A 24907-nucleotide genomic window follows, 5' to 3' on the forward strand; every position below is an offset into this window, starting at 1 on the left:
ATGCGAACCTGTTCGAGTTCGATGCGGGATTCGGAGAAGGGCGGTACGGCGGTGGAGGGTAGTGGCAGGCGCGTGCGTCGGGGCCTGGTCGCGATGACCGTTGTTCTGTCGATGGGTCTTCTCGCAGGGTGCGAGCAGATCATCCCGTGGATCGCACCCACGAGACCCAACGAAGGTCCTGTGTCGTTCACCGTGGTTGATGGGTACCTGGCCTTCGTGCCGTGTACAGGGCCGAAAGTGCGGTTCGCTGAGCTAACAGTCGTCATCAGAGAGGAACCGTCGGAGGGCAGAGGCCTGAGAGGGAGAAGGTTCTCGAGTCGGCATTCGTTCCAGGCGGGGCTGGGAAGAGGCATCGATCAGCGATCCGGTGCCGGGGGACGAGCCTATTGTGATCGGTCGGCCAATCCCGGGATTGGAGTTGACGATTTCTCAAGAGGTCCCCATCGCAGACTTCTCCGGTTCGTTGGGAGCGAGCATCGATTTCTCAGATCTCGAAGGTGGTCAAGGCGCTGGCTGGACGGACTACCCGTATTTCGATTTCCGTGAGTTGGCGGAAGGTGAATATCTGTATTCGGATGGTCGTGTGTCGACCGATCCGTGTGGCATGTACCCGCGCGACTGGTAGGGCACGGGTGACACACTCTCGGCGTTGGAGAAGGTGGGTTGGTGGAGGTGTTCTGTTAGGGATTCTTCCGCTCCTCGCGGCATGCTTTCTTGCTAATCCCATCGGCAGAGTCGACGGAATCAGCCATGAGGACGTGGAGGGAGTATGGCGTCTGGAACATCCCGATGCAGAGACAATGACGCTGGTATTCGCCGAGGATGGCACCTTTGTGTTCGCGGACTGGCTCACGCAATTAGGGTGTCCGGTCAGACAGGAAGGACTGACTCTGGACGAATTGGACTGGACTCAAACGTCCGAGATGCGAGGGACTTGGGGGACTTGCTTGGCGGGCAGGGGGTGCCTGTTTGGTCTGATAACTCTTCCGATTGCGTCGGTGATCGTTACTTCCTCATGGAGCGCGATTATCTTTCGAAGGATCTTTACTTGCTCTACTTCATTGACGGCTTCAGCGCCGAGGATCAATACTTGCGTTTCCTAAAGGACTGACCGCAGCCGAGATCATGCGGTTGCATCAGAAAAACGCTTAGCCAGAAAATTCCACTGAACTAGCCAGAAAATTCCACTGAACGAATCCTGCGTTACGTCGACCCCGAGAACGAGTGGTTCACTCCACGCGGAACAGCCTCATCGACGTGCCGGCGATCGGGATGATCTCGCCCGGGGCATGGACGCTCTGCGTCTCCTTCGGGCGCTCGTCGGCGCTCGACCACAGGGCGACGTAGCGGGTGACGCCGGGGCAGTCGGGCGCATCCGGCAGGCGTACGTCGATCGCGCTCTCGGTGCCGTGCACGATCAGCAGGATCCGGTTGGGAGCCCCGCCGTTCTCCGCCGCGGCGAGGTACTGGAGCGTACGGCTCTTGGCGTCGTTCCACTGCTCGATCGACATCTCGGTGCCATCCTGATTGAACCAGTACATGTCGCTCGCGCCGGGGGTGTGCACGCCGAGCCGCGCGTAGTGGGTGGGGCGCAGCGCGGGGTTCTCGCGACGGGCGCGGGTCAGGAGCGCGACGTGGGCGCGCAGGTTCTCCTGCCACTCCTCGTGCTCCCACGACAGCCAGGTGAGCGGCGAGTCGTGGCAGTAGGGGTTGTTGTTGCCGTGCTGGGTGCGGCCGACCTCGTCACCGGCGGTGAGCATCGGAACACCCGCAGACAGCAGGAGCGTTCCGAGAAGGTTGCGCATGGCCTTGCGGCGCGTCGCCTCGATCACCGGATCGTCGGTCGCGCCCTCCACGCCGTGGTTGAAGGCGCGGTTCATGTTGGCGCCGTCGCGGTTGTCCTCGCCGTTCGCCTCATTGTGCTTGACGTCGTACGAGACGAGGTCGCGCAGGGTGAAGCCGTCATGCGCGGTGACGAAGTTCACGCTCGCGAGCGGGCCGCGCTCCTCGGAGAACGTGTTCGACGACCCGGCGAGCCGCGTCGCGAAGCCGCCGATCCCCACCGGCGCCGTCGAGGCGCGGCGCGCATAGTCGATGTCGCTGAGCCAGAAGTTGCGTGCGCGGTCGCGGTAGCGGTCGTTCCACTCGTGCCATCCCTCGCCGAAGCCACCGGTCCGCCAACCGCCGTCGCCGACATCCCAGGGCTCGACGATGCGCTTGACCCCCTCCAGCTGCGGATCGTCCAGGATCGCCCGCAGTAGCGGGTGATCCGGCGTGAACTCGTGCTTCTCGTCGCGCCCGAGTGCGGTGGCCAGGTCGAAGCGGAAACCGTCGACCTGCAGGTCGTTGGCCCAGTAGCGCAGCGAGTCGAGCACGAGGCGGGCGGCGGCCGGCGTCGAGGTGTCGAGGGTGTTGCCGCAGGCCGTGGTGTCGTAGTACTCGCCGTCTTCGCCGTGTCGGTAATAGCGGGCGTTGTCGATCCCGCGCAGGCTCGAGCGCGGGCCACCGATCCCGCCCTCGGCGGTGTGGTTGTAGACGACGTCAAGGATGACCTCGAGGCCCGCTTCGTGCAGGAGCCGGACCATGCCCTGAAACTCGCGGAGGACCGCGCCCGGGCCGTTCTGCTGTGCGGTGCGCGTGGCATAGGGTGCGTGCGGGCTGAAGAAGTTCAGCGTGTTGTAGCCCCAGTAGTTGGGGCGGCCGCGCGCGGCCAACCAGGGCTCGGTCTCGAAGGCCTGTACCGGCAGCAGCTCGATGGCCGTGACGCCGAGCGAGTGATAGTGCTCGATCATCGCCGGATGCGCGAGCCCGGCGTAGGTGCCGTGAAGCGCCGGGGGAACGTCCGGATGCCGCTTCGTGAGCCCTTTCACGTGGCCCTCGTAGATCACCGTGTCGGCGAAGGGCGTGGCGGGCTTGGCCACACCGCCCCAGTCGAAGGTGCTGTCCACGACGACGGAGCGCCACTCGTTGGCGGACTCTCCCGGGATGACGCCGCGGGAGTAAGGCTCCAGCAGATACGTCTTCGGGTCGAAGGAGTTTCCGCCACCCTGCGGGCCCGTGACGCGGATCGCGTAGCGGGCGCCCTCGACGAGGCGGGGTGGGTGACCTCCCAGACGCCGCCGGCAACCGCCGTCAGGGAAGCCGTATCGAGCACCCAGTCGATGTCGGCGTCGTCGAAGAGCACGAGCTCGATCGCTGTCGCATTGCGCGACCACACCCGCAGCGTGCCGCCATCCTCATGCAGACGCACGCCAAGGTCGTCGAGGCGGCTCTCGCCGGGCGGGGTGAACTCCAAGGCCTGAGACATGACGACTAGCCTAAGCGTGCTAGATGACGACCTTATGACGATGCGAGAGAGTTGAGGGATGCGCTTCTATCTCGATCACGCGGCGACGACCCCGCTGCGCCCGGAGGCGCGCGAGGCGTGGCTTGCGGCATCCGATCTCGTGGGCAACGCCTCCTCGACCCACGGCGCGGGCCAGGACGCCCGCCGACTGCTTGAGGAATCGCGAGAGCGCCTGGCCGCCGTGCTGGACTGCGACCCCATCGAGGTGGTCTTCACCTCCGGCGGAACCGAGTCGATCAACACCGCACTGCGCGGACTATGGGCCTCGCGCGACGAAGGGCGCACGGCGATCGTGCTGCCTGACGGCGAGCACCACGCGACCATGGACACCGTCCAGGCGCTGCACGCTGAAGGGGCGGATGTGCTGCCCGTCCCTCTCGACACCGTCGGCCGGATCGACCTCCAGGGATTCGCGGCTGCGATGTCGGATGCCGCCACCGCCCTCGCCACAGCCATGATCGCGAACAACGAGGTCGGTACGCTCAACGACGCCATGGCGCTGTCGTCCGTCGCCGCGGCATCCGGGGTTCCGCTGCACCTCGACGCCGTCGCCGCGCTGGGATATGTGCCGATGTCCTTCCGCGCGCTGAGGGGAGAGGCGTCCGCGGGCACGGGCCTCGTCGCCCTCAGCGTCACCGGGCACAAGGTCGGCGCCCCGGTCGGCGTGGGCGCGCTCGTGGTGGCCCGGACGGCGCGGATGGCGCCGCTTCTCCACGGGGTGCCCAGCAGCGCGGGCTGCGCGCGGGCACGCAGGACGTCGCGGGTGCTGCGGCCTTCGCCGTGGCGGCCGAGCTCGCCGTGGCCGAGCGCGAGACGGAGGCGGCCCGACTGCGGAGCCTGCGGGATCGGCTCGTGCTCGGCATCCGATCCGCCGTGCCGCAGGCGGAGCTTCTCGGCGATCCGGAAGAGAGGCTTCCCGGGAACGCGCACGTTCTCTTCCCCGGGGCCGTGGGGAGAGCCTGCTGTTCCTGCTGGACACGGCCGGGGTGGCCGCCTCGACCGGATCGGCGTGCCAGGCCGGGGTTGCCGAGCCCTCGCACGTGGTCATGGCGATGGGGCGCAGCGAGCGCGATGCCCGCAGCGTCCTGCGATTCACACTCGGCCACACCTCTACGCAGGCCGACGTCGAGGCGGCGATTGCCGCGATCGGCGACGCCTACGCGCGGGCGTCTTCGGCCACTCGTTGACCGTGTGCAGGAGCCGCCAGCCCGTCTGCAGGAGCGTTGGTCAATTCTCGCCTCGACACGCCGCTCTCGGCGCCGTTAGCGCCGAGATGCTCCTGCAGACGGCACGCTCGCTCCTGCAGACGGCCCCGTGACGCGGAAGACTCCCACCGCCGAGTCCGCTCCCAGCCACACGCTCGTACACTGGAATCATGAAGATCCTGGCGGCGATGAGCGGTGGAGTGGACTCCGCCGTCGCTGCCGCGCGCGCGGTCGAGGCCGGCCACGAGGTCGTCGGCGTGCATCTGGCGCTGTCACGCGCGGGCGGGACGCTGCGCACCGGAAGTCGCGGCTGCTGCACGATCGAAGACGCTATGGATGCCCGCCGCGCCGCCGACAAGCTGGGCATCCCGTTCTACGTCTGGGACTTCTCCGAGCGCTTCCGCGACGACGTGATCGCCGACTTCATCGCCGAGTACCAGGCCGGGCGCACCCCCAACCCCTGCATGCGCTGCAACGAGAAGATCAAGTTCGCCGCGCTCCTCGAGCGTGCCCTCGAGCTCGGCTTCGACGCGGTCTGCACGGGGCATTACGCGACGCTCGTCAAGGGCGACGGCGGGCTGGAGCTGCACCGGGCATCGGATGCCGCGAAGGACCAGTCCTACGTGCTCGGCGTCCTCACCGCCGAGCAGCTCGCGCACACCTACTTCCCGCTGGGCGACACCCCCTCCAAGGCGCTCGTGCGCGCCGAGGCGGAAGAGCGCGGACTGAGCGTCGCGCAGAAGCCCGACAGCCACGACATCTGCTTCATCCCCGACGGTGACACCCGCGGCTGGCTCGCCGAGAAGGTCGGCGCCGAGCAGGGCGAGATCCTCGATCGCAGCGGTGCCGTCATCGGCACGCACGAGGGCGCGCACGCCTTCACCGTCGGACAGCGTCGCGGGCTCAAGCTCGGCGTGCCCGCCGACGACGGCAAGCCCCGCTTCGTGCTGGAGGTCCGGCCGGTGTCGAACACCGTCGTCGTCGGCCCGAAGGAGGCCCTGGCGATCGGCGAGATTGCGGGGAGCGGTACTCCTGGGCGGGGCGGCTCCTGCGGCATCCGATTTCTCGTGTCACGTGCAGATTCGCGCCCACGCCGACCCCGTGCCGGCCCACGCCACGGTGACCTCTGATGCCGTGACCGTCGTGCCCGAAGAGCCGCTCGACGGCGTCGCTCCGGGGCAGACCGCTGTGCTCTACCTCGGCACGCGCGTGCTCGGGCAGTTCACGATCGACCGTACGGTCTCGGCGGTGCCGATCGGCGTCTCCTGACCGGACCCGCTGTCGGCGGCATCCCGTATCCTCGGCGGCATGGCCGTCATCCGCCCGCGTCCGCCGGTCGTCACCGCACCCGATCTTCCTGACGACCTCGTACCGGTTGACGCCGCGCGGCACGGGGACTTCCTCGCCGCACGGATCGAGTGCACGGGAGAAACGGATCTCTCCCACTCCTCGCTGGAGCAGTGCCGCGTGGGCGGCACCGCCGCACGTGTCGACCTGTTCGGGGCGACGCTGCTCGACGTGGAGATGACGGAGCTGCGCAGTCCGGTCCTCTCTCTGAGAGATACCACGATCCGCCGGCTCCGGATCATCGGATGCCGCATCGGCACCCTCGACCTCTCGGACGCCCGTGTCGCCGAGCTCGAGATCCGCGCCTCGCGCATCGACTACCTCACGGTCGGCGGCGCCCGGGTCGAGGATGCGCTGATCGCCGGTACCGCGTTCCAGGCTCTCGACCTACCGCAGGCCACGCTCACTCGGATCCGCTTCGACGACTGCCGCGTCGACGAGGTCGACTCCCGGGGGATGAGCGCACAGGATCTCGATCTGCGCGGGTTGGATGCGCTGAGCTACCTCGACGTGAACGCCCTGCGCGGCGCGACGCTCACCACCCGCCAGGTGGAGCTCCTCGCCCCGACCTTCGCGGCATCCGTCGGCATCGACGTCCGCGACAAGCCGTAGACCGCGCTCAGCCGAGCCGCTCGATCGCGGCCATCGCCGCGTTGTGACCGCCGATGCCGCTGACCGCGCCGCCGCGGCGGGCGCCCGAGCCGCAGACGAGCACTCTCGGGAAGGCCGTGGCCACGCCCCAGCGCTGTGCGGGGGTCTCCAGCGGTTCGTCGTCCTCCGCCCAGGGCCAGGAGAGTGTGCCGTGGAAGATGTCGCCGCCGGTCATGCCGAGCGAGTCCTCCAGGTCTGCCGTCGTGCGCGCCTCGATGCAGGGCGTGCCGTCGGATGCCGTGTACAGACAGTCGGCGATGGGCTCGGCGAGAACGGAGTCGAGGGAGCGCCGGGCGGCGGCGAGCAGCTCTTCGCGCGTGACACCGTGCTCGGCGACGAGCCGGTGCGGCACGTGAAGCCCGAACAGGGTGAGGGTCTGCGCGCCCTCGGCCTGCAGGTCGGGGCCGAGGATCGACGGGTCGGTGAGGGAGTGACAGTAGATCTCGGCGGGGAGGGGATCGGGGACCCCGCCGTCTCGCGCGGTCGCATAGGCGGCGTCGAGCTGGGTCAGCGTCTCATTGATGTGGAAGGTGCCGGCGAAGGCGGCGTGCGGGTCGACGCTCTCGTCGCGCAGGCGCGGCAGACGCCGCAGCAGCATGTTCACCTTGAGCTGTGCACCCTCGGGGCGGATGACGCCGTCGTCGATCGAGATGCCTGCGGCATCCGGTGTCTCTTCTCCTCCCGCCGCGAGGAGGGACTGCAGCACGGCGGGGGTGACGCCGCTCAGCACGAGACGGCCGTGCAGACGCTCACCGCTGTCGAGTGCGACCTCGCCGCCGGCGGTGACAGCGGTGACCGTGGCGCCGGTGCGCAGTTCGGCGCCCGCCTCGCGCGCGGCGCGCTCGAGTTCGGCGCTGACCCGTCCCATGCCGCCGACCGGGACATCCCAATCACCGGTGCCGCCGCCGATCACGTGGTAGAGGAAGCAGCGGTTCTGGCGGAGGCTCTCCTCGTCGGCGCTCGCGAAGGTCCCGATCAGGCCATCGGTGAGAAGGATGCCGCGGGCCAGGTCGCTGTCGACCGAAGCGCGGATGATCTCGCCCAGAGGGCGCTCGAACAGCGCGGTGAACAGCTCCTCGTCGCCCAGCAGCTCTCGTACCTGCGCACGGCGCAGGAGGGGCCGGTGACGGTCGGGAAGAGCTTCTGGGCGACGGGGGAGAGGCGTTCGTAGAAGGCGGCGAAGCGCTCGGCCTCGCCCGACTCTCCGGTCGTGCGTGCGAAGCTCGTCGCTGTGCCGACGGCGTCCTCGTTGTCGACGAGGATGCCGCGGCTCGGATCCGCGGGTCGGGAGTGTACGAGGAGTAGCGGCGGCGGCGCAGATCGATCTGCAGGCCGAGGTCGTCGATCACCTGCTGCGGGAGCATGCTGACCAGGTACGAGTAGCGGGAGAGCCGGGCGGCGACGCCGGGCCAGGGCTCTTCCGAGACCGCGGCACCGCCGACGTGGCCCTGCTTCTCGCAGACGGCGACGGTGAGGCCCGCGCGGGCGATGTAGGCGGCGGCGACGAGCGCGTTGTGCCCGCCGCCGATGATCACGACATCGTGGGTGCTCTGCATCCTCCGACGATAGCGGTGATGTCGGTGCCGGCTCGTAGACTCATGCTGTGCTGGAGAACATCTCGTGGGAAGACGCCCGTGCCGAGGCCGATGAGCTGACCACCCGTATCCTCGAGGCCAAAGAGGCCTACTACGGGCGTGACACCTCACTCGTCGACGATGCCACCTACGACGGCTGGATGCGGCGGCTCGAAGAGCTGGAACGGCTGCATCCCGAGCTCGCCGGGCAAGACTCCCCGACGCAGCAGGTGGGGGCCGCCCAGTCGACAGGGCTCGCGACGATCGAGCATGCCGAACGGATGCTGAGCCTCGACAATGTCTTCTCCCTTGACGAGCTGCGCGAGTGGGCCGCCAAGACGGTCGCCGCAGCTGGGCGCGAGGTCGACTGGCTCACCGAGCTCAAGATCGACGGCCTGGCGATCAGCCTGCGCTACGAGAACGGAGTGCTGACCTCGGCGGCCACCCGCGGCGACGGGCGCGTGGGTGAGATCGTGACCGAGAACGCGCTGCGGCTTCCTGAGATCCCCGCGCGCCTCTCCGGCGAAGGGCATCCGCCCATCGTCGAGGTGCGCGGCGAGGTCTTCATCCCGGTCGCCGCCTTCGAACGGCTGAACGCGAAGCAGGCCGAGTTCCGCGAGCGGGCGTTCGATGAGGCCCGGGCGCGGCACGACAGCCGGACGGGGCGGCGAAGCCCTTCGATGAGGAGAAGGCGCGCACCGCCGCGGCCCGGCGCTTCCCCTCCTTCGCGAATCCGCGCAATGCCGCCAGCGGCGGACTCCGCCAGCAGCTCGACAAGAAGAGCGGTCTCGAGCTCGAAGCCGGCCTCGAACGCATCGACTCCCTGGCGCTGTACGTGCACGGCATCGGCGCCTGGGAGAATCCGCCGGTCGCCGCGCAGAGCGAGGTCTACGCCCTGCTCGCCGAGTGGGGACTCCCGACGAGCCCGCACACCAAGGTCTGCCGCGGCATCGACGAGGTGGTCGCGTTCGTCGAGTACTTCGGTGAGCACCGGCACGACATCGAGCACGAGGTCGACGGCATCGTCGTGAAGGTCGACGAGCTCGTGCTGCACGCCGAGCTCGGAATGACCTCCCGCGCGCCGCGGTGGGCGATCGCCTACAAGTACCCGCCCGAAGAGGTGCAGACGACACTGCTCGACATCGTCGTCTCGGTCGGCCGCACCGGTCGGGCCACGCCCTATGCGGTCATGGCACCCGCGCACGTCGCCGGCAGCGTCGTGCGCCAGGCGACCCTGCACAATCAAGACGTGGTGAAGGCCAAGGGCGTGCTCATCGGCGACACCGTCGTGCTGCGCAAGGCGGGCGACGTGATCCCCGAGGTGCTGGGGCCGGTCGTCGAGAAACGTGACGGCACCGAGCGCGAGTTCGTCATGCCCGCACTCTGCCCCGAGTGCGGCACGCCGCTGCGCCCGATGAAGGAGGGCGACATCGACCTCCGGTGCCCGAACGCCCGCTCCTGCCCGCGCAGGTGCGCGGGCGCGTCGAGCACATCGGGTCCCGCGGCGCCCTCGACATCGAGGCGCTGGGCGAGGTCACGGCGGCGGCACTCACGCAGCCGACGGTGCCGGAGATCCCGCCGCTCGTGACCGAGGCCGGTCTCTTCTCGCTCACCCTCGAGGAGATCGTGCCGATCGAGCTGGTCGTGCGCGACGCCGAGACCGGTCTGCCCAAGGAAGACGACGCGGGAGTGGTCAAGATGCGCGCGCCCTTCCGCCGCAATCCGACGGCGGCCGAGCGGAAGTCCGGCCTGGAGGGCCCGCAGCCCTCGGCCCAGGCGCTCACGCTCCTCGCCGAGCTCGAGAAGGCGAAGACCAAGGAGCTGTGGCGGCTGCTCGTCTCGCTCAACATCCGCCACGTGGGACCTGTCGCAGCTCGTGCGCTCGCGCAGTGGTTCGGCTCGCTCGAGGCGATCCGCACGGCCACGCGCGAAGAGCTCGCCGCGGTCGAGGGAGTGGGCGAGATCATCGCCGATTCGGTGCTCGACTGGTTCGACGTCGACTGGCACCGCGAGATCGTCGACAGGTGGTCGGATGCCGGCGTCCAGTGGTCCACACCCGGTCACCCCGGTCCCGGTGCCGCCGTCGCCGAGGGCGGCGTGCTCGAAGGTCTCACCGTCGTCGCCACCGGCACCCTCGAGGGTACACCCGCGAGGGCGCTCAGGAGGCGATCATCCAGGCCGGCGGCAAGGCCGCCTCCAGCGTCTCGAAGAAGACCGACTTCGTCGCGGCGGGTCCCGGAGCGGGCTCCAAGCTCGCGAAGGCCGAGGCTCTCGGCATCCGGATCCTGGATGCCGCGCAGTTCACCGTCCTGGTCACCGAGGGCCGGACGCACTGGACGCGTGATCGCGATCTCAGCGGTCAGGCAGTGGGACGGATCTCGAAGCCGGTGAGGCCGGGCTCCGCCGCGGCATCCGACGTCGTCAGCTCATCGACCCGGGCGTGCGCGGGGCCGGCGGTCATCGCCGCCAGTTGCGCATCGATGGCATCCTCGGGGCCCTGGAGAAGCGCCTCGACGGTACCGTCCCGACGATTGCGCACCCAGCCTGAGACCGCGCGGGCTCTCGCCTCACGGCGAGTGAACCAGCGGTAGCCGACGCCCTGCACCTGGCCGTGCACGATCACTCGAACCGCTCTCATGCACACAATCCTGCCGGAGGCGGAACGTCAGCGCTTGTGACGCGGCTTGCGAGGCTTGTCGGAACCGGGCCTGTCGTCCCCACGGCGCGGGCGATCGTAGGAGGAACCGCGATCCTCGCGGCGCGGCGCGCGGCCGCGATCGGGCTTGATCTCGATGAGACGACCCGAGATGCGGGTGCCCTGGAGCTTGTCGAGCACCACCGCGTCGAGGTTCACGGGGAGCTCGACGATCGAGAAGTCCGGGCGGATCGTGATGGCGCCGAAGTCGTCCCGCCCGAGACCGCCCTCGTTGGCGAGTGCGCCGACGATCTGTCGGGGCTCGACGCGGTGCCGACGCCCGACCTCGATGCGGTAGGGCGCGTAGTCGCCGCGGCCACGACGCTCGGTGCGTGGTCCGCGCTCCGCGCGCTCCTTGGCATCGCGGCGCGGCCGGCCGTCTGCCTCGACGGCCTTCGCGAGCGGGTCGTCGTCGGGGTTCAGCAGCAGCGGCGTCTCGCCCTGGGCGACGACGGCGAGAGCTGCGGCGACGTCTCCCTCGGGCACGTTGTGGTTGCGGACGTAGTGCGCCACGATGTCGCGGAAGGCCTCGATCCGCGCGGTCTCCTCCAGCGCAGCCGTGATCGCATCGTCGAAGCGCGCGAGGCGGGTGACGTTGACGTCTTCCGTGCTCGGCAGCTGCATCTGCGTCGGGGTCTGGCGCGTGGCCTTCTCGATGTGCTTGAGGAGGTAGCGCTCGCGCGGGGTGATGAAGCTGATCGCGTCGCCCGTGCGCCCGGCGCGGCCGGTGCGGCCGATGCGGTGCACGTAGGACTCGGTGTCGGTGGGGATGTCGAAGTTCACCACGTGGGTGATGCGCTCGACGTCGAGACCGCGCGCCGCGACATCCGTGGCGACGAGGATGTCGAGCTTTCCGGCCTTGAGCTGACTCACCGTGCGTTCGCGCTGCACCTGCGTGACGTCGCCGCTGATCGCCGCGGCGGAATAGCCTCGGGCCCGCAGCTTCTCGGCGACGGTCTCGGTCTCGTTCCGTGTGCGGACGAAGACGATCATCCCGTCGAAGATCTCCACCTCGAGGATGCGGGTGAGGGCGTCGATCTTCTGCGCGTAGGAGACGACGAGGTAGCGCTGGGTGATGTTGGTGTTGGTCGTCGTCTTCGAAGCGATCGCGATCTCTTCGGGGTCGCGCAGGTACTGCTGGGCGAGGCGGCGGATCGGTGCCGGCATGGTCGCCGAGAACAGGGCGACCTGCTTGTCCTCGGGAGTCTGCGCGAGGATCTGCTCCACATCCTCGGCGAAGCCCATCTTGAGCATCTCGTCGGCTTCGTCGAGGACGAGGTACTTCAGCTCGGAGAGGTCGAGCGTCCCCTTGGCAAGGTGGTCCATGATGCGCCCGGGTGTGCCGACGACGACGTGCACGCCGCGGCGAAGAGCCGACAGCTGCTGTCCGTAGCCCTGTCCGCCGTAGACGGGCAGCAGGTGCACGCCCTTCATCCGGGCGGAGTACGACTCGAAGGCCTCGGATACCTGCAGGGCGAGCTCTCGCGTGGGGGCGAGCACGAGCGCCTGCGGGGTCTTCTGGGCGATGTCGAGCCGTTCCAGGATCGGAAGCGCGAAGGCGGCCGTCTTGCCGGTGCCCGTCTGCGCCATGCCGACCACGTCGCGACCGCCGAGCAGGGTCGGGATCGTCGCGAGCTGGATGGGGGAGGGCGTCTCGTATCCGAGGTCGCGGACGGCGGCCAGAACAGGGCCGGAGATGCCGAGGTCGTCGAATCGGGTCACGGCGTCGGCGTCGGGCGCCACTTCTTCAGGAGTACTCACCTGCCAACGCTAGCGTGTCGCGGCTGGGTGAACACCCGGCATCCGCAATGTCGTAGATATGTTCTAATGTCGGGGCAACGCGAGAAAGGACGCGAACATGACCACTTCCGATGCATCTCTCCACGCGTGGCTCGATCAGGAAGATCGGCACACGGCGCGAATGATCCGTCAGTACGGGGTGTACATCCAGTCGGTCGGCGGCGACGAACAGAGCCTGTCCCCGCCCTTCGCCTACACCGTCGGTCTCTTCGGCATCGGTCACCCCGAACTGCTTGCGCTGGGTCTCGATCCGCACACCGCGGCGCACCTGCTCAACGACGTCGCCGCGCGCATACGCGATGGCCATGATCTGACACCGGGCGAGGTGCTGACCTTCGACAACTGGTCTCACCGCGTCACCGTGGAGTCGGTGCCCAACCCCGGTCAGATCGCCTTCGCCGCGAACGCCTTCTATCGTCGGCCTGACGAGCACTCCGTCGACCTGTTGCAACTGACCTGTGACGACGTGGACGGCCGGTTCCCCTGGGAAGACGGATATGCGCGTCCGGCGTGGGTCCAACCGCGACCGGGGGAGTTTCGCGCATGAGTCTTCTACAGAGTGCTACGCAGAGCTACACTTGGGGGATGGCAGACGTACCGGTCCGCGAACTGCGCAACGACACCGCCGGAGTCCTGCGGCGCGTCGAGGCGGGCGAAGACATCACGATCACCGTGCACGGACGCGCGGTGGCCCAGCTTGTCAAAGCGTCACCCCGGCAACGGTGGTTCACTCGCGACGAGGTCATCGACGTGATCACGAAACACTCCGCAGATCCCGGGCTGCGTGACGATCTCGACGAGATCGCCGGCGACACCACCGACGATCTGACGCAGACATGGTGAGTCCGGTCGAGTACGGTGTGCTGGACACGTCCGTCGTCATCGCTCGAGAGTCTGGTCGTCCGCTGAATCATGAAGCGATCCCACGGAACGTGACGATCACGGTCATCACCGAGGCGGAGCTTCGTGCGGGTGTGCTTGCTGCTCCCGACAGCTCCACCCGAGCCAGGCGACTCGACACTCTGCAGCGATTGAGCCGTATCGATGCGCTTCCGGCGGACTCGCGCGCTGCTGCCGAGTGGGCACGGCTTCGCGCTCATCTCGTGGAGAAGGGGAGACGCCTGAATGTCAACGACCTCTGGATCGCGGCGATCGCGACAGCGAACGATCTTCCGATCGTCACGCAGGATGCGGTCTTCGAAGCGCTGGAAGATGCGCCCGGAGTGACGGTGATTCGCGTCTAGGCTCCGGTCGTCAGCTCGAGCAGTCGCTCGCGCACCTGGCGACGCAGCACCTTGCCGATGAGCGAGGTCGGCAGCTCGTCGACGACGAAGAGCCGGCGCGGCACCTTGTAGGGGGTCAGGATGCTGCGGGCGAACTCGCGGATCGCCTCGACGTCGACATCCTCGGCGCCGTCGACCACGACCGCGGCGACGACCTCCTCGCCGGAGTGCTCGCTCGGGAGGCCCACGACCGCGGCATCCGATACCGAAGGATGCTGGCGCAGGACAGACTCGACCTCCGTGGGGGCGACATTGAACCCGCCGGTGATGATCAGCTCCTTGATGCGGTCGACGATGCGCACGAAGCCGGCGTCGTCGATCGTGACGATGTCGCCCGTGCGGAACCAGCCGTCCATGAACACGGCCTCGGTCTCCTCGGGCTTGCCATAGTAACCGCCGAACACCTGGGGCCCGCGGACGAGAAGCTCGCCCTCGGCGCCGGGTGCGACATCCGCCGTCGGGTTCTCCGGGTCGACGACGCGGCACTCGGTGCCCGGCAGCGGAAGGCCGACGGTGCCGGGCACGCGGTTCTCGGCGACGGGGTTGGCCATGAGCACGGGAGAGCACTCGCTGAGGCCGTAGCCCTCGACGAGATAGCCGCCCGAGGCCTCCTCGAAGGGCACGACGAGCTCGTGGCGCAGGGCCATCGCACCGGAGATGGCGACCTCGGTGCCCGCGAGCGATACGCCCTTCTCCTTCGCGGCGGCGAGGAGGCGCTCGGCGATCGGCGGCACGAGGGGAAGGAACGTCGCCGGATGCTTCTTCGTGACCTCGAGCACCATGTCGGGATCGAACTTCGGGAAGAGCACGAGGCGCGCGCCCATCGACATCGCGAACGTCAGGCAGAGGGTGAGCCCGTAGGCGTGGAACATGGGCAGCACCGCGTAGACGACGCAGCCCTTGCCGCGCTGGATCGACGGCACCCAGGCCTGGGCCTGTGCGGCGTTGGCGAGGAGGTTCCGGTGGGTGAGCGAGGCGCCCTTCGGCGTCCCCGTCGTGCCGGAGGTGTACTGGATGATCGCGAGATCATCCGTGGCGGGCGTCGGATGCGACGCGGGCAGACGGTCCGCGGAGACGACTGACTCCCAGGAGATCGCGCCGCGCACCTTCGTCGTCAGCGCCTCGCGGGCCTCCCGAGCCTTGGCGACGGGAAGCTTCAGGGCCAGACGCGTCTTCCACGGCATGGCTCCGGTCACATCCACGGAGATGAGATTTGTGACCGCAAGGTCGGTGGGGAACTCCTGCACGGTCTGGACGACCTTGCTCCAGACGATCGCATGCTTCGCCGCGTGGTCCTCGAACTGCTTGCGCAGCTCCCGCGGGGTGTACAGCGGATTGTGCTCGACGACGACGGCACCCAGGCGCAGCACGGCGTAGAAGGCGATGATGTGCTGCGGGCAGTTCGGCAGCACGATCGCGACCGGATCGCCGGCGCGCACGCCGAGGTCGCGCAGGCCCGCGGCGGCGCGGTCGATCGCCTCTTGAAGCTGCGCATAGGTCGTCTCGCGGCCGAAGAACTGCAGGGCCGGAGCCTCCGGGTAGTCGCGGGCGGATGCGGCGACGATGTCGACCAGCGACCCGGTCACCTCGCCGAGATCGGCGGGAACTCCTTCAGCGTAGCTGGCGATCCACGGGCGGGGCGGGTCGTACGAGGTCATGGGTCCAGCCTAAGACCGCACGGCGGTCGATGACGGCAGGTCGAAGGTCAGGGGCGAACTAGACTGGAGCGGTGTCTGAAATCACCCCTGATCTCGTGCGCCATCTCGGCGTGCTCGCGCGTATCCAGCTCAGCGACGACGAGGTGACCCGTCTCACCGGCCAGCTCGACGTGATCGTCGACAACATCGCGAAGGTGTCGGAGGTCGCGACCGCCGACGTCGAGGCGACGAGTCACCCGATCCCGCTGCACAACGTCTTCCGTCCCGATGAGGTCGGTACTCCGCTCACGCCGGAGCAGGCGCTGCAGAACGCACCGGATGCCGCCGACGGCCGCTTCCGCGTCACGGCGATCCTGGGGAGGAGCAGTGAGCGAGATCATCCGCTGGACCGCGGCAGAACTGGCAGGCAAGCTCTCCTCCGGCGAAGTGTCGAGCGTCGAGGCGACGCAGGCACACCTGGACCGCATCGCCGCGGTCGACGGCGACGTGCATGCCTTCCTGCACGTGCACGAGGGCGCGATCGAGGCGGCCGCCGAGATCGATGCACGCCGCGCCGCCGGCGAGGAGCTGGGCGCTCTGGCCGGTGTGCCGCTGGCGATCAAGGACGTCCTGGTCACGACCGACCAGCCCACCACGAGCGGCTCGCGCATCCTCGAGGGCTACCGCTCGCCCTACGACGCGACGGTCGTCGCCCGTTCCCGTGCGGCCGGCCTGGTTCCGCTGGGCAAGACGAACCTCGACGAGTTCGCCATGGGCTCCTCGACCGAGCACTCCGCCTACGGCCCGACGCGCAACCCCTGGGACCTCGACCGGATTCCCGGCGGCTCCGGCGGAGGCTCCGCAGCAGCGGTCGCGGCCTTCGAGGCGCCGATCGCGCTCGGCTCCGACACCGGCGGATCGATCCGCCAGCCCGCGCACGTCACCGGCACCGTCGGCGTGAAGCCGACGTACGGCGGAGTGAGCCGCTACGGGGCGATCGCCCTGGCCTCCAGCCTCGACCAGGTGGGCCCGGTCAGTCGTACGGTGCTCGACTCCGGGCTCCTGCACGACGTCATCGGCGGGCACGACCCCCACGACTCGACCTCGCTCACCGATGCCTGGCCGTCCTTCGCCGAGGCTGCCCGCGAGGGTGCCCGTGGCGATGTCCTCAAGGGTCTCAAGGTCGGCGTCGTCCGCGAGCTGCCGGATTCCGGCTTCCAGACCGGCGTCGCGGCATCCTTCCGCGAGTCACTGGCGCTGCTCGAGGCGCACGGCGCAGAGATCGTCGAGATCGGCGCCCCGCACTTCGAATACGGCGTCGCCGCCTACTACCTGATCCTCCCCGCCGAAGCCTCCAGCAACCTGGCGAAGTTCGACTCGGTGCGTTTCGGCCTGCGGGTCACCCCGAGGGCGGCGCGACCGTCGAGGACGTCATGTCGGCGACCCGCGAGGCCGGCTTCGGGGACGAGGTCAAGCGCCGCATCATCCTCGGCACCTATGCGCTGTCGGCCGGCTACTACGACGCCTACTACGGCAGCGCGCAGAAGGTGCGCACCCTCATCCAGCAGGACTTCGCGAACGCCTTCGCCCAGGTCGACGTCATCGCGACGCCGTCCGCCCCGACGACGGCCTTCAAAATCGGCGAGAAGATCGACGATCCCCTGCAGATGTACCTCAACGACGTCACGACCATCCCGGCGAACCTCGCCGGCGTCCCCGGCATCTCGATCCCCTCGGGGCTCGCCGCCGAAGACGGGCTGCCCGTCGGCATCCAATTCCTCGCTCCCGCCCGTGAGGATGCGCGACTGTACCGCGTCGGCGCGGCGCTGGAAGCGCTGCTGGTGGACTCCTGGGGCGGTCCGATCCTCGACAGGGCGCCGGCCCTTCGACCGGTTGCTGAGCCTGTCGAAGTACGGGGACCGATCGGAAGGAACAGCTGATGGCGAAGCTCATGGACTACGACAAGGCGCTCGAGCTGTTCGAGCCGGTCCTCGGTTTCGAGGTGCACGTCGAGCTGAACACCAGGACGAAGATGTTCTCGGCCGCACCGAACCCGGCCAACGAGGGGTTCCACGGGGCAGAGCCCAACACGCTCGTCGCTCCCGTCGACATGGGTCTTCCCGGCGCGCTGCCGGTCGTGAACGCGACCGCGATCCGCTCCGCGGTCAGCCTCGGCCTCGCCCTCGGCTGCTCGATCGCCGAATCCAGCCGGTTCGCGCGGAAGAACTACTTCTACCCTGACCTCGGCAAGAACTACCAGATCTCCCAGTACGACGAGCCGATCGCCTACGAGGGCTCAGTCGAGGTCGAGCTGGAGGACGGCACGCTCGTGACTATTCCGATCGAGCGCGCGCACATGGAGGAGGACGCCGGAAAGCTCACCCACATGGGCGGCTCGACCGGCCGCATCCAGGGTGCCGAGTACTCGCTCGTCGACTACAACCGCGCCGGCGTGCCGCTCATCGAGATCGTCACCAAGCCGATCTTCGGTGCCGAGCACCGTGCCCCCGAGGTCGCCAAGGCCTACGTCGCGACGATCCGCGACATCGTCCGCGGCCTGGGCATCTCCGAGGCGCGACTCGAGCGCGGCAACCTCCGCTGCGACGCGAACGTCTCGCTCCGCCCCGCGGGCAGGAGAAGCTCGGCACCCGCACCGAGACCAAGAACGTCAATTCGATGCGCTCGGTCGAGCGCGCCGTCCGCTACGAGATCCAGCGCCAGGCGCAGATCCTCGCCGACGGCGGCACGATCACGCAGGAGACCCGGCACTGGCACGAAGACACCGGCACGACGTCGCCGGGTCGTCCGAAGTCGGATGCCGACGATTACCGCTATTTCCCCGAGCCCGACCTTCTTCCGGTCCAGCCCTCGGCCGAGCTGATCGAGGAACTGCGCGCCGCACTTCCGGAGCAGCCCGTCGCGCGCCGCCGCCGACTGAAGGCCGACTGGGGCTTCACCGACCTGGAGTTCCAGGACGTCCGCAACGGGGGCCTGATCGACGTCGTCGAGGCGACGATCGCTGCCGGAGCGGCCCCCGCGGCCGCGCGCAAGTGGTGGACGGGTGAGATCACCCGCGTCGCCAACGCGCAGGAGCGCGATGCCGAAGGGCTCGTGAGCCCGGAGAACGTCGCCGCCCTGCAGAAGCTCATCGACGAGGGCACGCTCACCGACAAGCTCGCCCGACAGGTGCTCGAGGGCGTCATCGCGGGTGAGGGAACCCCGCAGGAGGTCGTGGACGCGCGCGGCCTCGCGGTGGTCTCCGACGACGGCGCGCTCATCTCCGCGATCGACGAGGCCCTGGCCGCCCAGCCCGACGTCATGGAGAAGATCCGTGACGGCAAGGTGCAGGCCGCAGGCGCGATCATCGGCGCGGTGATGAAGGCGATGAAGGGGCAGGCGGATGCCGCGCGCGTGCGCGAGTTGATCCTTGACGCGGCGCGGGGCAATGCGCAGCGTTGACGCGTGACGGGTCAAGGTTGAGCAGTCGCCGTAGGCGACGTGTCGAAGCCTCAGAGCGCGCCGCGCAGTAGCGCGTCATCCGACCGCCGCAGTTGTCGCCGGGCCTTGTCGCGACGCCCGTCGCCAAACCCTGCCGGTCTCAGAAAACGCGGGTCGTCTGGTGCGGATGTCGCGATTTCTGAGACCGGCAGTATCGGCGGTCTCAGAAGATGCGGGTCGCAGACACCGGATGCCGCAACAACTGAGACCGGCGACAATGGATGCATGGGTCGTGGCGATGGTTCGGGGCGTCTCGTCTCGCCCGCGGGCGCGGACGATACGGGCACCCGCATCCTCCACGTCGACATGGACGCGTTCTATGCCGCCGTGGCGGTGCTCGACGACCCCTCACTGAAGGGGCTCCCTCTGATCATCGGCGCGCCCGAGAGCCGTTCGGTCGTCTCCAGCGCCTCCTACGAGGCCCGACGATTCGGGGTGCGCTCGGCGATGCCGGTCGCTCAGGCGCAGCGGCTGTGCCCGCAGGCCGTGTTCGTGCGGCCCGACTTCTCGCGCTATCAGGAGGTATCGCGCCAGGTGATGGAGGTTTTCGAGTCCATCACCCCGCTGGTCGAGCCCTTGTCCATCGACGAGGCCTTCCTGGATGTGCAGGGCGTGCGCCGGCTGTGGGGGAGTCCGGGCGAGGTGGCACGGCTGATCCGCACGCGTGTCGCCGAGGAGGTCGGCATCACCTGCAGCGTGGGCGTGGCGGCGACCAAGCACGTGGCGAAGATGGCCTCGACGCTCGCCAAGCCCGACGGACTGCTGATCGTGCCCGAAGCGCAGACCCTCGCCTTCCTCGGACCTCGCTCGGTGAGGGCGATGTGGGGCGTCGGACCGAAGTCCGCCGAGTCACTGGAAGGACGCGGCATCCGCACGATCGCCGACCTCCGCGAAGCGCCCCTGCACGTTCTGGAGCGAGCGGTGGGGGCGGCAGCGGCCACGCGCCTCGCTGCGCTCTCGCGGGGCCAGGACCCGCGAGACGTCGAGCCGGAACGCGTGGAGAAGAGCGTCGGGCACGAAGAGACCTTCCACACGGATGTCGCGGACCTCGAGTTCCTGCGCTCCGAACTGCTGCGTCTCGCCGACCGTGTCGCCGCCCGGCTCCGCCGCGCGGAGTGGGAAGCCGGCACGGTGGCGATCAAGGTGCGCTTCTCCGACTTCACCACCGTGACCCGGTCTCAGGCGCTGCCGGAGCCGAGCGCCGTGGGGCAGCGCATCGGTGCCGCCGCGCAGACGCTCTTCGCGAGCGTCGATCGACGTGACCCGATCCGCCTCATCGGCGTGCGCGCTGAGAAGCTGCGGGCCGCCGGTGGCGGTGCCCTCGGGCTGTGGGACGACGACGAGGACTGGCGCAAGGTCGAAAGCGCGCTCGACGATGCCCGCGAGCGCTTCGGCGGCGGCACGGTCACGCGGGCGCGCCATCTCGGCCGGGGTGACGGGCGCGGTGCGCCGCAGCATCCGAGGGCGCACGGCGTCGAGTAGGCATCGCCACAGCTCCGTGCGTCGACTACCGTGGAGACATGCCAAACGTTGCAGTGGAACTCGGTGAGAAGAGCGCGGACTTCGGCGTCAAGAGCGCCTACGGCGAGCCGCAGGTCGTCGACGGGGTGATGTTCACTCCTGTGGCGCTGACCGTCTCGGGGTTCGGCGGCGGGCAGGCGGAGGGTGCCGACGGTGGCGGCGGGGCGGCCTCGCCATCCCGCTCGGCGTCTACGTGCACCGCGAGGAAGGGCTCCGCTTCGAGCCCAACTGGGTCACGTTCATCGCCGTCTCGGTGCCGTTCGTGTGTGTCGCGGGCCGTGCGATCGCCCGCATCATCCGTGCCCTCAAGAAGTGACGACGATCCGGTCGCACGCGCTCTCGACGCTGCGGCCGGGCAGGTCACTGCGGCTGTCGCGGCCGTTCTCGCGGCCAACCCGGTGGTCCTCATCGACGGACGCAGCGGTGCCGGCAAGACGAGTCTCGCGCGCCTGGTGGCGACGCGCTGGCCGCTGGCAGGGCGGGTTCAGCTGATCGCGCTCGACTCGATCTATCCGGGCTGGGACGGCCTCGAGGCAGGCGTCGAGACGGCACGGGCGGAGATCCTGAAGCCGCACGGTCGCGGACTCATCGGCACCTGGCAGCGCTGGGACTGGGAACGGGCCGCCCCGGCGGAGAGCCATGCCGTCGATCCGGCGCTGGGAGTGATCCTGGAGGGGTGCGGGGTGCTCACTCCGCAGACCGCGCGTCTGGCCGATGTGCGAGTCTGGGTCGAGTCTCCGGATGCCGCGAGGAAGGCACGCGCGCTCGCGCGCGACGGCGACACGTTCCGTCCGCACTGGGATCGATGGGCGGCGCAGGAGGAGCGGCACATCGAACGTGACGCCCCGCAGCAGCTCGCGGACCTGATCGTCCGAGTGCCCTAGACGCCCGTGCCCTCGTCGTCCTGCGTCGCGGTGATGAGGCCGTCCAGGCGGTACCCGAGCCAGTCGTACACGGCGTACCGGGGATCTTCCGGATCATGGTCGTCATCGGCGTCGATGCCGAGCCGCGACGCCATGACGAGTCGCATGGCCGACAGCGTGCGCAGCCAGGCATCGAGGTCGGCATCCGGGATCACGACGTCCAGCGGCGCAGTGGCGTCGTCCTCGTTCTCCAGGGGAGCGGTGAACGCTTCGAGTGCGGTGCGGACCACCGCCGCGTCGCGTTCTCGGCGATCCAGCAGCTCGGCCTGAGTGCTCTCGGCGAAGGCCGCCGAGGCATCCGGGTCTTCGGGATAGGCATCGGGAACGAGGCGCGATACGGCCGGGTCCTCGGCGGGATGCGACGAGGCGATGAGGCCGCGGAACTCGTCCACGAGGTGGGCCAGGTGCGTGCCCTCGATCCGGGCGAGGGGAGCAGGGTTATGCGATCGGTCATTGCGGTGCCTTTCGAATGGTCGCCCAGAGGCCGTAGTCGTGCATGGCCTGCGCGTGGACTTCCATGGTCTCCCGGGGTCCTGTCGCGACGATGGCGTGGCCTTCGTGGTGCACCTGGAGCATGAGCTGGGTCGCGCGCTCGGCGGTGTATCCGAAGTAGGTGCGGAACACCCGCACGACATAGCTCATGAGGTTGACGGGGTCGTTCCAGACGACCACCTGCCAGGGCTCCATCGGTGCGGCGACGAGGTCGATCTCCTGGTCGACATCCGGAGTGATCATCGGACCGCTCATGCCCACCCCAGCTCATGCAACTGCTCATCGTCGATCCCGTAAAAGTGGGCGATCTCATGGACGAGCGTCGTGTGCACCTCGTCACGCAGTTCGTCTTCGTCTTCGCAGGCGGCCAGATGCGGTTCACGATAGACGATGATTCGATCGGGCAGTTCGCCCATGCCGTAGCCTCCGCGCTCGGTGAGCGCGAGTCCGTCGTAGAGGCCGAACAGGTCGAGAGTACCGTCTTCGGGGCGGTCTTCCACGACGAAGACGACGTTGTCGAGCCCTTCGACCATCTCGTCGGGCAGCCGATCGAGCTCGTCGACGACGAGCTTCTCGAATGCGGCGGTGTCCATCTCCATCACCCCCAGCCTATTGCGGGCGGCGACAGGGGCGCTCAGTGCAGGAAGAGCAGCAGCACGGCCATCGCGAGGAAGAGCACCCCGAAGATCGTGTTGAGCGTGCGCTGCCCGCGGGGCGTGCGCGTGAACTTCTGGAAGGGTCTGGCGGCGGCTGCGAAGAAGAACCACATCACGATGACGTCGACGACGACGACCGTGACGATGAGGATCAGGTACTGGGGCAGAGCTGGCTGATCCAGGCGGATGAACTGCGGGATGAACGCGAGGAAGAAGACGATCGCCTTCGGATTGAGGATGTTCACCCAGAAACCCCGCCGGATCAGCGACCAACGGCTCTCTCGTGGCCGCGGTGTGATCGGATCGGTGTCGGACTCGATCGCATCCGGCCGGCTCACGATCAATCGGATGCCGAGGAACACCAGATACGCGGCACCGGCGTATCGGATGCCGTCGAACAGAAGCGGTGAACGCGAGACGAGCAGTCCGACACCGGCCGCGACGATCGCGACATGCACGATGAGCGCGATCTGCTGCCCGAGCACGCCCCATGCCGAACGCTTCCACCCCTCGCGCAGCGTATTGGACATCGTGTTGATGGCCCCGGCCCCGGGAGTGAAGCTGATGACGACGGAGGCGGTCAGCAGCGAGAGCCAGACAGTCCACGACACCGAGACAGTCTACGGCTCAGTAGCACTGTCAGATGTTGGTACTCACTCATCGAGAAGTGAGTGCGATCTCCAGACCTTGTTGCAGCAGCATGCATTCATATCTATAGGATTGGCGAAACCAGCCGGGCGCCTGCGCTGGGCCGAACTCAGCGTTGAGTAGGAGATCCATAAGATGACTGAAGAAACCTGGCACCCCGCCCGGTTGATCCCGACCTCGGGTATCAGTGGAGCACAGGAGCAAGAACGACGCGCGACGTCGGCACTACTTGCGGTGCTTTCGATCGTGCCCGATTTCGCCCGGTCGCTTCTGCAATCGGTGAAGGCACCCTCAGGAAGGGTTTCCACGTTCATCGAAGTGCCTTTCGTGCTGAACAAGCATGAAGCTCGCCCTGACGGGGTCATACGAGTTGAGCGGGGTTCGCGCAAGTGGACTGCGCTTGTCGAAGTCAAGACCGGGCGTAATGAGCTCTCTGCAGAACAGATCGAGCGTTACTTGGATATTGCTCGTGAGCAGGGGTTCGACTCGGTGATCACGATCAGCAACCAAGTTCAGACGATGCCCGGAAACCACCCGACCACCGTGGACAAGCGAAAGCTCCGTAAGGTCACCTTGTTTCACTGGTCGTGGTCTTATCTGCTTTCGATGGCGATCTTCGAGAAGGAGCATCACGGCGTATCCGATCCGGAACAGGCCTGGATTCTCGGAGAGCTCATCAGGTATCTCGAACATGATCGTTCTGGTGCCATGGAGTTCGAAGACATGGGCAGCGACTGGGTCAAGATTCGGGACGCGATCACAGCGGGTACGTTGCGCCCGGGAGATGAAGGCTCATCGGAAGTAGCAGCTTATTTTCAGGCTCTCTTACGGTATATCTCGCTTCGGCTCGGCCGTCGGCTCGGAACTGAGGTGACACAGGTGCTCAGCCGCGCTGCACGTGAGAATCCCACTGTATACACGCAGCAGCTCGCCACCACACTTGCTCAAGAGGGGCGTATCGGTGGCTCTTTGCGAGTTCCTGACGCGGTCGGAGAGGTTCGGGTCGAGACGGATCTCAGATCCCGTCAGATCACATGCTCGATTGACGTGAGTGCACCGCAGGAAGGACGCCCGACAACACGCGTGAACTGGTTGCTTCGGCAGCTCAAGACGTCCCGTGAAGATCTGAGGATTGAGAGCTTCGTACTTCGCGGGCGCGGGGCCAGCGCGGCCGAGTTGCTTCGCGACGCACGCGAGGATCCGTCTACGCTCGTCCAGGATCGAGAGCGAGAGATCAAGTCGTTCCGTGTCGCACTCACCGTGCCGATGGGGATCAAACGCGGTCGCGGTGCGGGCACCTACGTCGATTCCGTGATCGAGACGGTTGACGTCTTCTATACAGAGGTCGTGCAACGGCTTAAAGAATGGCAGCCTCGCTTGCCCGAACTCCGGGAGCCTCGTCCCTTGCAATCGGATCCGCTGGATTCGACGGATATCTCATCGCAGGACTTTTAGTGAAGGACACTTACGCCTGAGGGCTCAGCAAAGGTGAATCGTAGCGTCCCCGTTGATGGACTGTGAGAAACAGTCAAGGAATGAACTTGGGGTGGCTAACGGGACTTGAACCCGCGACCCCCGCGACCACAACGCGGTGCTCTACCAACTGAGCTATAGCCACCATGTGCCTGCGA

At 67.9% G+C, this 24907-nt stretch carries 15 protein-coding genes, 1 tRNA gene and 8 pseudogenes; 14 read left to right on the forward strand and 10 right to left on the reverse strand.

Going from position 1 to position 24907, the window contains the following annotated elements; all coding sequences use genetic code 11:
- Positions 1-367 precede the first annotated feature (367 nt).
- Positions 368-625, forward strand: a complete 258-nt coding sequence (locus KAE78_RS13725; RefSeq protein WP_223171218.1) for a hypothetical protein — start codon at positions 368-370, stop codon at positions 623-625.
- A 604-nt stretch (positions 626-1229) separates the two neighbouring features.
- Here KAE78_RS13725 and glgX read toward each other — a convergent pair.
- A pseudogene (gene glgX, locus KAE78_RS13730) lies at positions 1230-3307 on the reverse strand (glycogen debranching protein GlgX).
- A 58-nt stretch (positions 3308-3365) separates the two neighbouring features.
- Here glgX and KAE78_RS13735 point away from each other — a divergent pair.
- The 3 genes and pseudogenes from KAE78_RS13735 to KAE78_RS13745 all read left to right on the forward strand — a co-directional run bounded on the left by KAE78_RS13735 (position 3366) and on the right by KAE78_RS13745 (position 6510).
- Positions 3366-4533: pseudogene (locus KAE78_RS13735) on the forward strand (cysteine desulfurase family protein).
- 188 nt (positions 4534-4721) lie between these two features.
- Positions 4722-5820: pseudogene (mnmA, locus tag KAE78_RS13740) on the forward strand (tRNA 2-thiouridine(34) synthase MnmA).
- Positions 5821-5859: 39 nt separating this feature from the next.
- Complete coding sequence (locus KAE78_RS13745) at positions 5860-6510, forward strand: pentapeptide repeat-containing protein (protein ID WP_223171219.1); 651 nt, start codon at positions 5860-5862, stop codon at positions 6508-6510.
- A gap of 7 nt (positions 6511-6517) precedes the next feature.
- Here the strand turns inward: KAE78_RS13745 and KAE78_RS13750 are convergent.
- A pseudogene (locus KAE78_RS13750) lies at positions 6518-8105 on the reverse strand (phytoene desaturase family protein).
- 47 nt (positions 8106-8152) lie between these two features.
- Here KAE78_RS13750 and ligA point away from each other — a divergent pair.
- A pseudogene (gene ligA / locus KAE78_RS13755) lies at positions 8153-10447 on the forward strand (NAD-dependent DNA ligase LigA); the annotation flags it as partial.
- A gap of 35 nt (positions 10448-10482) precedes the next feature.
- Here the strand turns inward: ligA and KAE78_RS13760 are convergent.
- Together KAE78_RS13760 and KAE78_RS13765 are read right to left on the reverse strand one after the other, a co-directional pair.
- Positions 10483-10761 (reverse strand): acylphosphatase, encoded by a 279-nt coding sequence (locus KAE78_RS13760; RefSeq protein ID WP_223171220.1) that lies wholly within the window; start codon positions 10759-10761, stop codon positions 10483-10485.
- 27 nt (positions 10762-10788) lie between these two features.
- A complete protein-coding gene (locus tag KAE78_RS13765) occupies positions 10789-12579 on the reverse strand; it encodes a DEAD/DEAH box helicase (protein ID WP_223171221.1) in 1791 nt (596 codons plus the stop codon).
- A 97-nt stretch (positions 12580-12676) separates the two neighbouring features.
- Between KAE78_RS13765 and KAE78_RS13770 the strand changes: the two genes are divergently transcribed.
- Genes KAE78_RS13770 through KAE78_RS13780 form a run of 3 tightly spaced genes read left to right on the forward strand, consistent with a single transcriptional unit; the run spans position 12677 to position 13862 of the window.
- A complete protein-coding gene (locus tag KAE78_RS13770; protein WP_223171222.1) occupies positions 12677-13165 on the forward strand; it encodes a DUF4262 domain-containing protein in 489 nt (162 codons plus the stop codon).
- A 38-nt stretch (positions 13166-13203) separates the two neighbouring features.
- Positions 13204-13461 (forward strand): type II toxin-antitoxin system Phd/YefM family antitoxin, encoded by a 258-nt coding sequence (locus tag KAE78_RS13775; RefSeq protein WP_223171223.1) that lies wholly within the window; start codon positions 13204-13206, stop codon positions 13459-13461.
- Positions 13455-13862 (forward strand): type II toxin-antitoxin system VapC family toxin, encoded by a 408-nt coding sequence (locus KAE78_RS13780; RefSeq protein ID WP_223171224.1) that lies wholly within the window; start codon positions 13455-13457, stop codon positions 13860-13862. Before KAE78_RS13775 ends, KAE78_RS13780 begins: the two co-directional genes overlap by 7 nt.
- Here the strand turns inward: KAE78_RS13780 and KAE78_RS13785 are convergent.
- Positions 13859-15559: a long-chain-fatty-acid--CoA ligase gene (locus KAE78_RS13785; RefSeq protein ID WP_223171225.1), complete on the reverse strand. Its 1701-nt coding sequence runs from the start codon at positions 15557-15559 to the stop codon at positions 13859-13861. The two genes, KAE78_RS13780 and KAE78_RS13785, sit on opposite strands and share 4 nt — an antisense overlap.
- 95 nt (positions 15560-15654) lie before the next feature.
- Here KAE78_RS13785 and gatC point away from each other — a divergent pair.
- The 5 genes and pseudogenes from gatC to KAE78_RS13815 all read left to right on the forward strand — a co-directional run.
- Positions 15655-15903: pseudogene (gatC, locus tag KAE78_RS19945) on the forward strand (Asp-tRNA(Asn)/Glu-tRNA(Gln) amidotransferase subunit GatC); the annotation flags it as partial.
- Positions 15878-17478, forward strand: a pseudogene (gene gatA / locus KAE78_RS13795) (Asp-tRNA(Asn)/Glu-tRNA(Gln) amidotransferase subunit GatA). The pseudogenes gatC and gatA, both read left to right, overlap by 26 nt.
- A pseudogene (gene gatB, locus KAE78_RS13800) lies at positions 17478-18997 on the forward strand (Asp-tRNA(Asn)/Glu-tRNA(Gln) amidotransferase subunit GatB). The pseudogenes gatA and gatB overlap by 1 nt, the downstream one beginning before the upstream one ends.
- A gap of 264 nt (positions 18998-19261) precedes the next feature.
- Positions 19262-20518: a DNA polymerase IV gene (dinB, locus tag KAE78_RS13805; protein ID WP_223171226.1), complete on the forward strand. Its 1257-nt coding sequence runs from the start codon at positions 19262-19264 to the stop codon at positions 20516-20518.
- A gap of 38 nt (positions 20519-20556) precedes the next feature.
- Positions 20557-21441, forward strand: a complete 885-nt coding sequence (locus KAE78_RS13815) for a hypothetical protein (protein ID WP_317451784.1) — start codon at positions 20557-20559, stop codon at positions 21439-21441.
- Here KAE78_RS13815 and KAE78_RS13820 read toward each other — a convergent pair.
- Genes KAE78_RS13820 through KAE78_RS13835 form a run of 4 tightly spaced genes read right to left on the reverse strand, consistent with a single transcriptional unit; the run spans position 21438 to position 23239 of the window.
- Positions 21438-21872, reverse strand: a complete 435-nt coding sequence (locus KAE78_RS13820; protein WP_223171227.1) for a DUF2017 family protein — start codon at positions 21870-21872, stop codon at positions 21438-21440. The two genes, KAE78_RS13815 and KAE78_RS13820, sit on opposite strands and share 4 nt — an antisense overlap.
- A 58-nt stretch (positions 21873-21930) precedes the next feature.
- Complete coding sequence (gene clpS / locus KAE78_RS13825) at positions 21931-22215, reverse strand: ATP-dependent Clp protease adapter ClpS (RefSeq protein WP_223172502.1); 285 nt, start codon at positions 22213-22215, stop codon at positions 21931-21933.
- An 8-nt stretch (positions 22216-22223) separates the two neighbouring features.
- Positions 22224-22571, reverse strand: a complete 348-nt coding sequence (locus KAE78_RS13830; RefSeq protein ID WP_223171228.1) for a metallopeptidase family protein — start codon at positions 22569-22571, stop codon at positions 22224-22226.
- Positions 22572-22606: 35 nt separating this feature from the next.
- A complete protein-coding gene (locus KAE78_RS13835; RefSeq protein WP_223171229.1) occupies positions 22607-23239 on the reverse strand; it encodes a LysE family translocator in 633 nt (210 codons plus the stop codon).
- A gap of 172 nt (positions 23240-23411) precedes the next feature.
- On the opposite strand from KAE78_RS13835, the gene KAE78_RS13840 reads away from it, so the two are divergent.
- Entirely contained in the window at positions 23412-24731 is a 1320-nt protein-coding gene (locus KAE78_RS13840; RefSeq protein ID WP_223171230.1) for a hypothetical protein, read from the forward strand.
- A gap of 87 nt (positions 24732-24818) precedes the next feature.
- Here the strand turns inward: KAE78_RS13840 and KAE78_RS13845 are convergent.
- Positions 24819-24894: transfer RNA gene (locus tag KAE78_RS13845), tRNA-His, on the reverse strand.
- Positions 24895-24907 lie beyond the last annotated feature (13 nt).

The sequence above is a fragment of the Microbacterium sp. NIBRBAC000506063 genome (assembly GCF_017968845.1).
Lineage (GTDB): Bacteria > Actinomycetota > Actinomycetes > Actinomycetales > Microbacteriaceae > Microbacterium.

What these genes read in the sequence shown, in the direction of transcription:
- KAE78_RS13745 (WP_223171219.1), top strand. Translation starts at nt 5,860, where the DNA reads ATGGCCGTCATCCGCCCGCGTCCGCCGGTCGTCACCGCACCCGATCTT.
- KAE78_RS13760 (WP_223171220.1), bottom strand. Translation starts at nt 10,761, where the DNA reads ATGAGAGCGGTTCGAGTGATCGTGCACGGCCAGGTGCAGGGCGTCGGC.
- KAE78_RS13770 (WP_223171222.1), top strand. Translation starts at nt 12,677, where the DNA reads ATGACCACTTCCGATGCATCTCTCCACGCGTGGCTCGATCAGGAAGAT.
- KAE78_RS13775 (WP_223171223.1), top strand. Translation starts at nt 13,204, where the DNA reads ATGGCAGACGTACCGGTCCGCGAACTGCGCAACGACACCGCCGGAGTC.
- KAE78_RS13780 (WP_223171224.1), top strand. Translation starts at nt 13,455, where the DNA reads ATGGTGAGTCCGGTCGAGTACGGTGTGCTGGACACGTCCGTCGTCATC.
- KAE78_RS13785 (WP_223171225.1), bottom strand. Translation starts at nt 15,559, where the DNA reads ATGACCTCGTACGACCCGCCCCGCCCGTGGATCGCCAGCTACGCTGAA.
- dinB (WP_223171226.1), top strand. Translation starts at nt 19,262, where the DNA reads ATGGGTCGTGGCGATGGTTCGGGGCGTCTCGTCTCGCCCGCGGGCGCG.
- KAE78_RS13815 (WP_317451784.1), top strand. Translation starts at nt 20,557, where the DNA reads ATGCCAAACGTTGCAGTGGAACTCGGTGAGAAGAGCGCGGACTTCGGC.
- clpS (WP_223172502.1), bottom strand. Translation starts at nt 22,215, where the DNA reads ATGATCACTCCGGATGTCGACCAGGAGATCGACCTCGTCGCCGCACCG.
- KAE78_RS13830 (WP_223171228.1), bottom strand. Translation starts at nt 22,571, where the DNA reads ATGGAGATGGACACCGCCGCATTCGAGAAGCTCGTCGTCGACGAGCTC.
- KAE78_RS13840 (WP_223171230.1), top strand. Translation starts at nt 23,412, where the DNA reads ATGACTGAAGAAACCTGGCACCCCGCCCGGTTGATCCCGACCTCGGGT.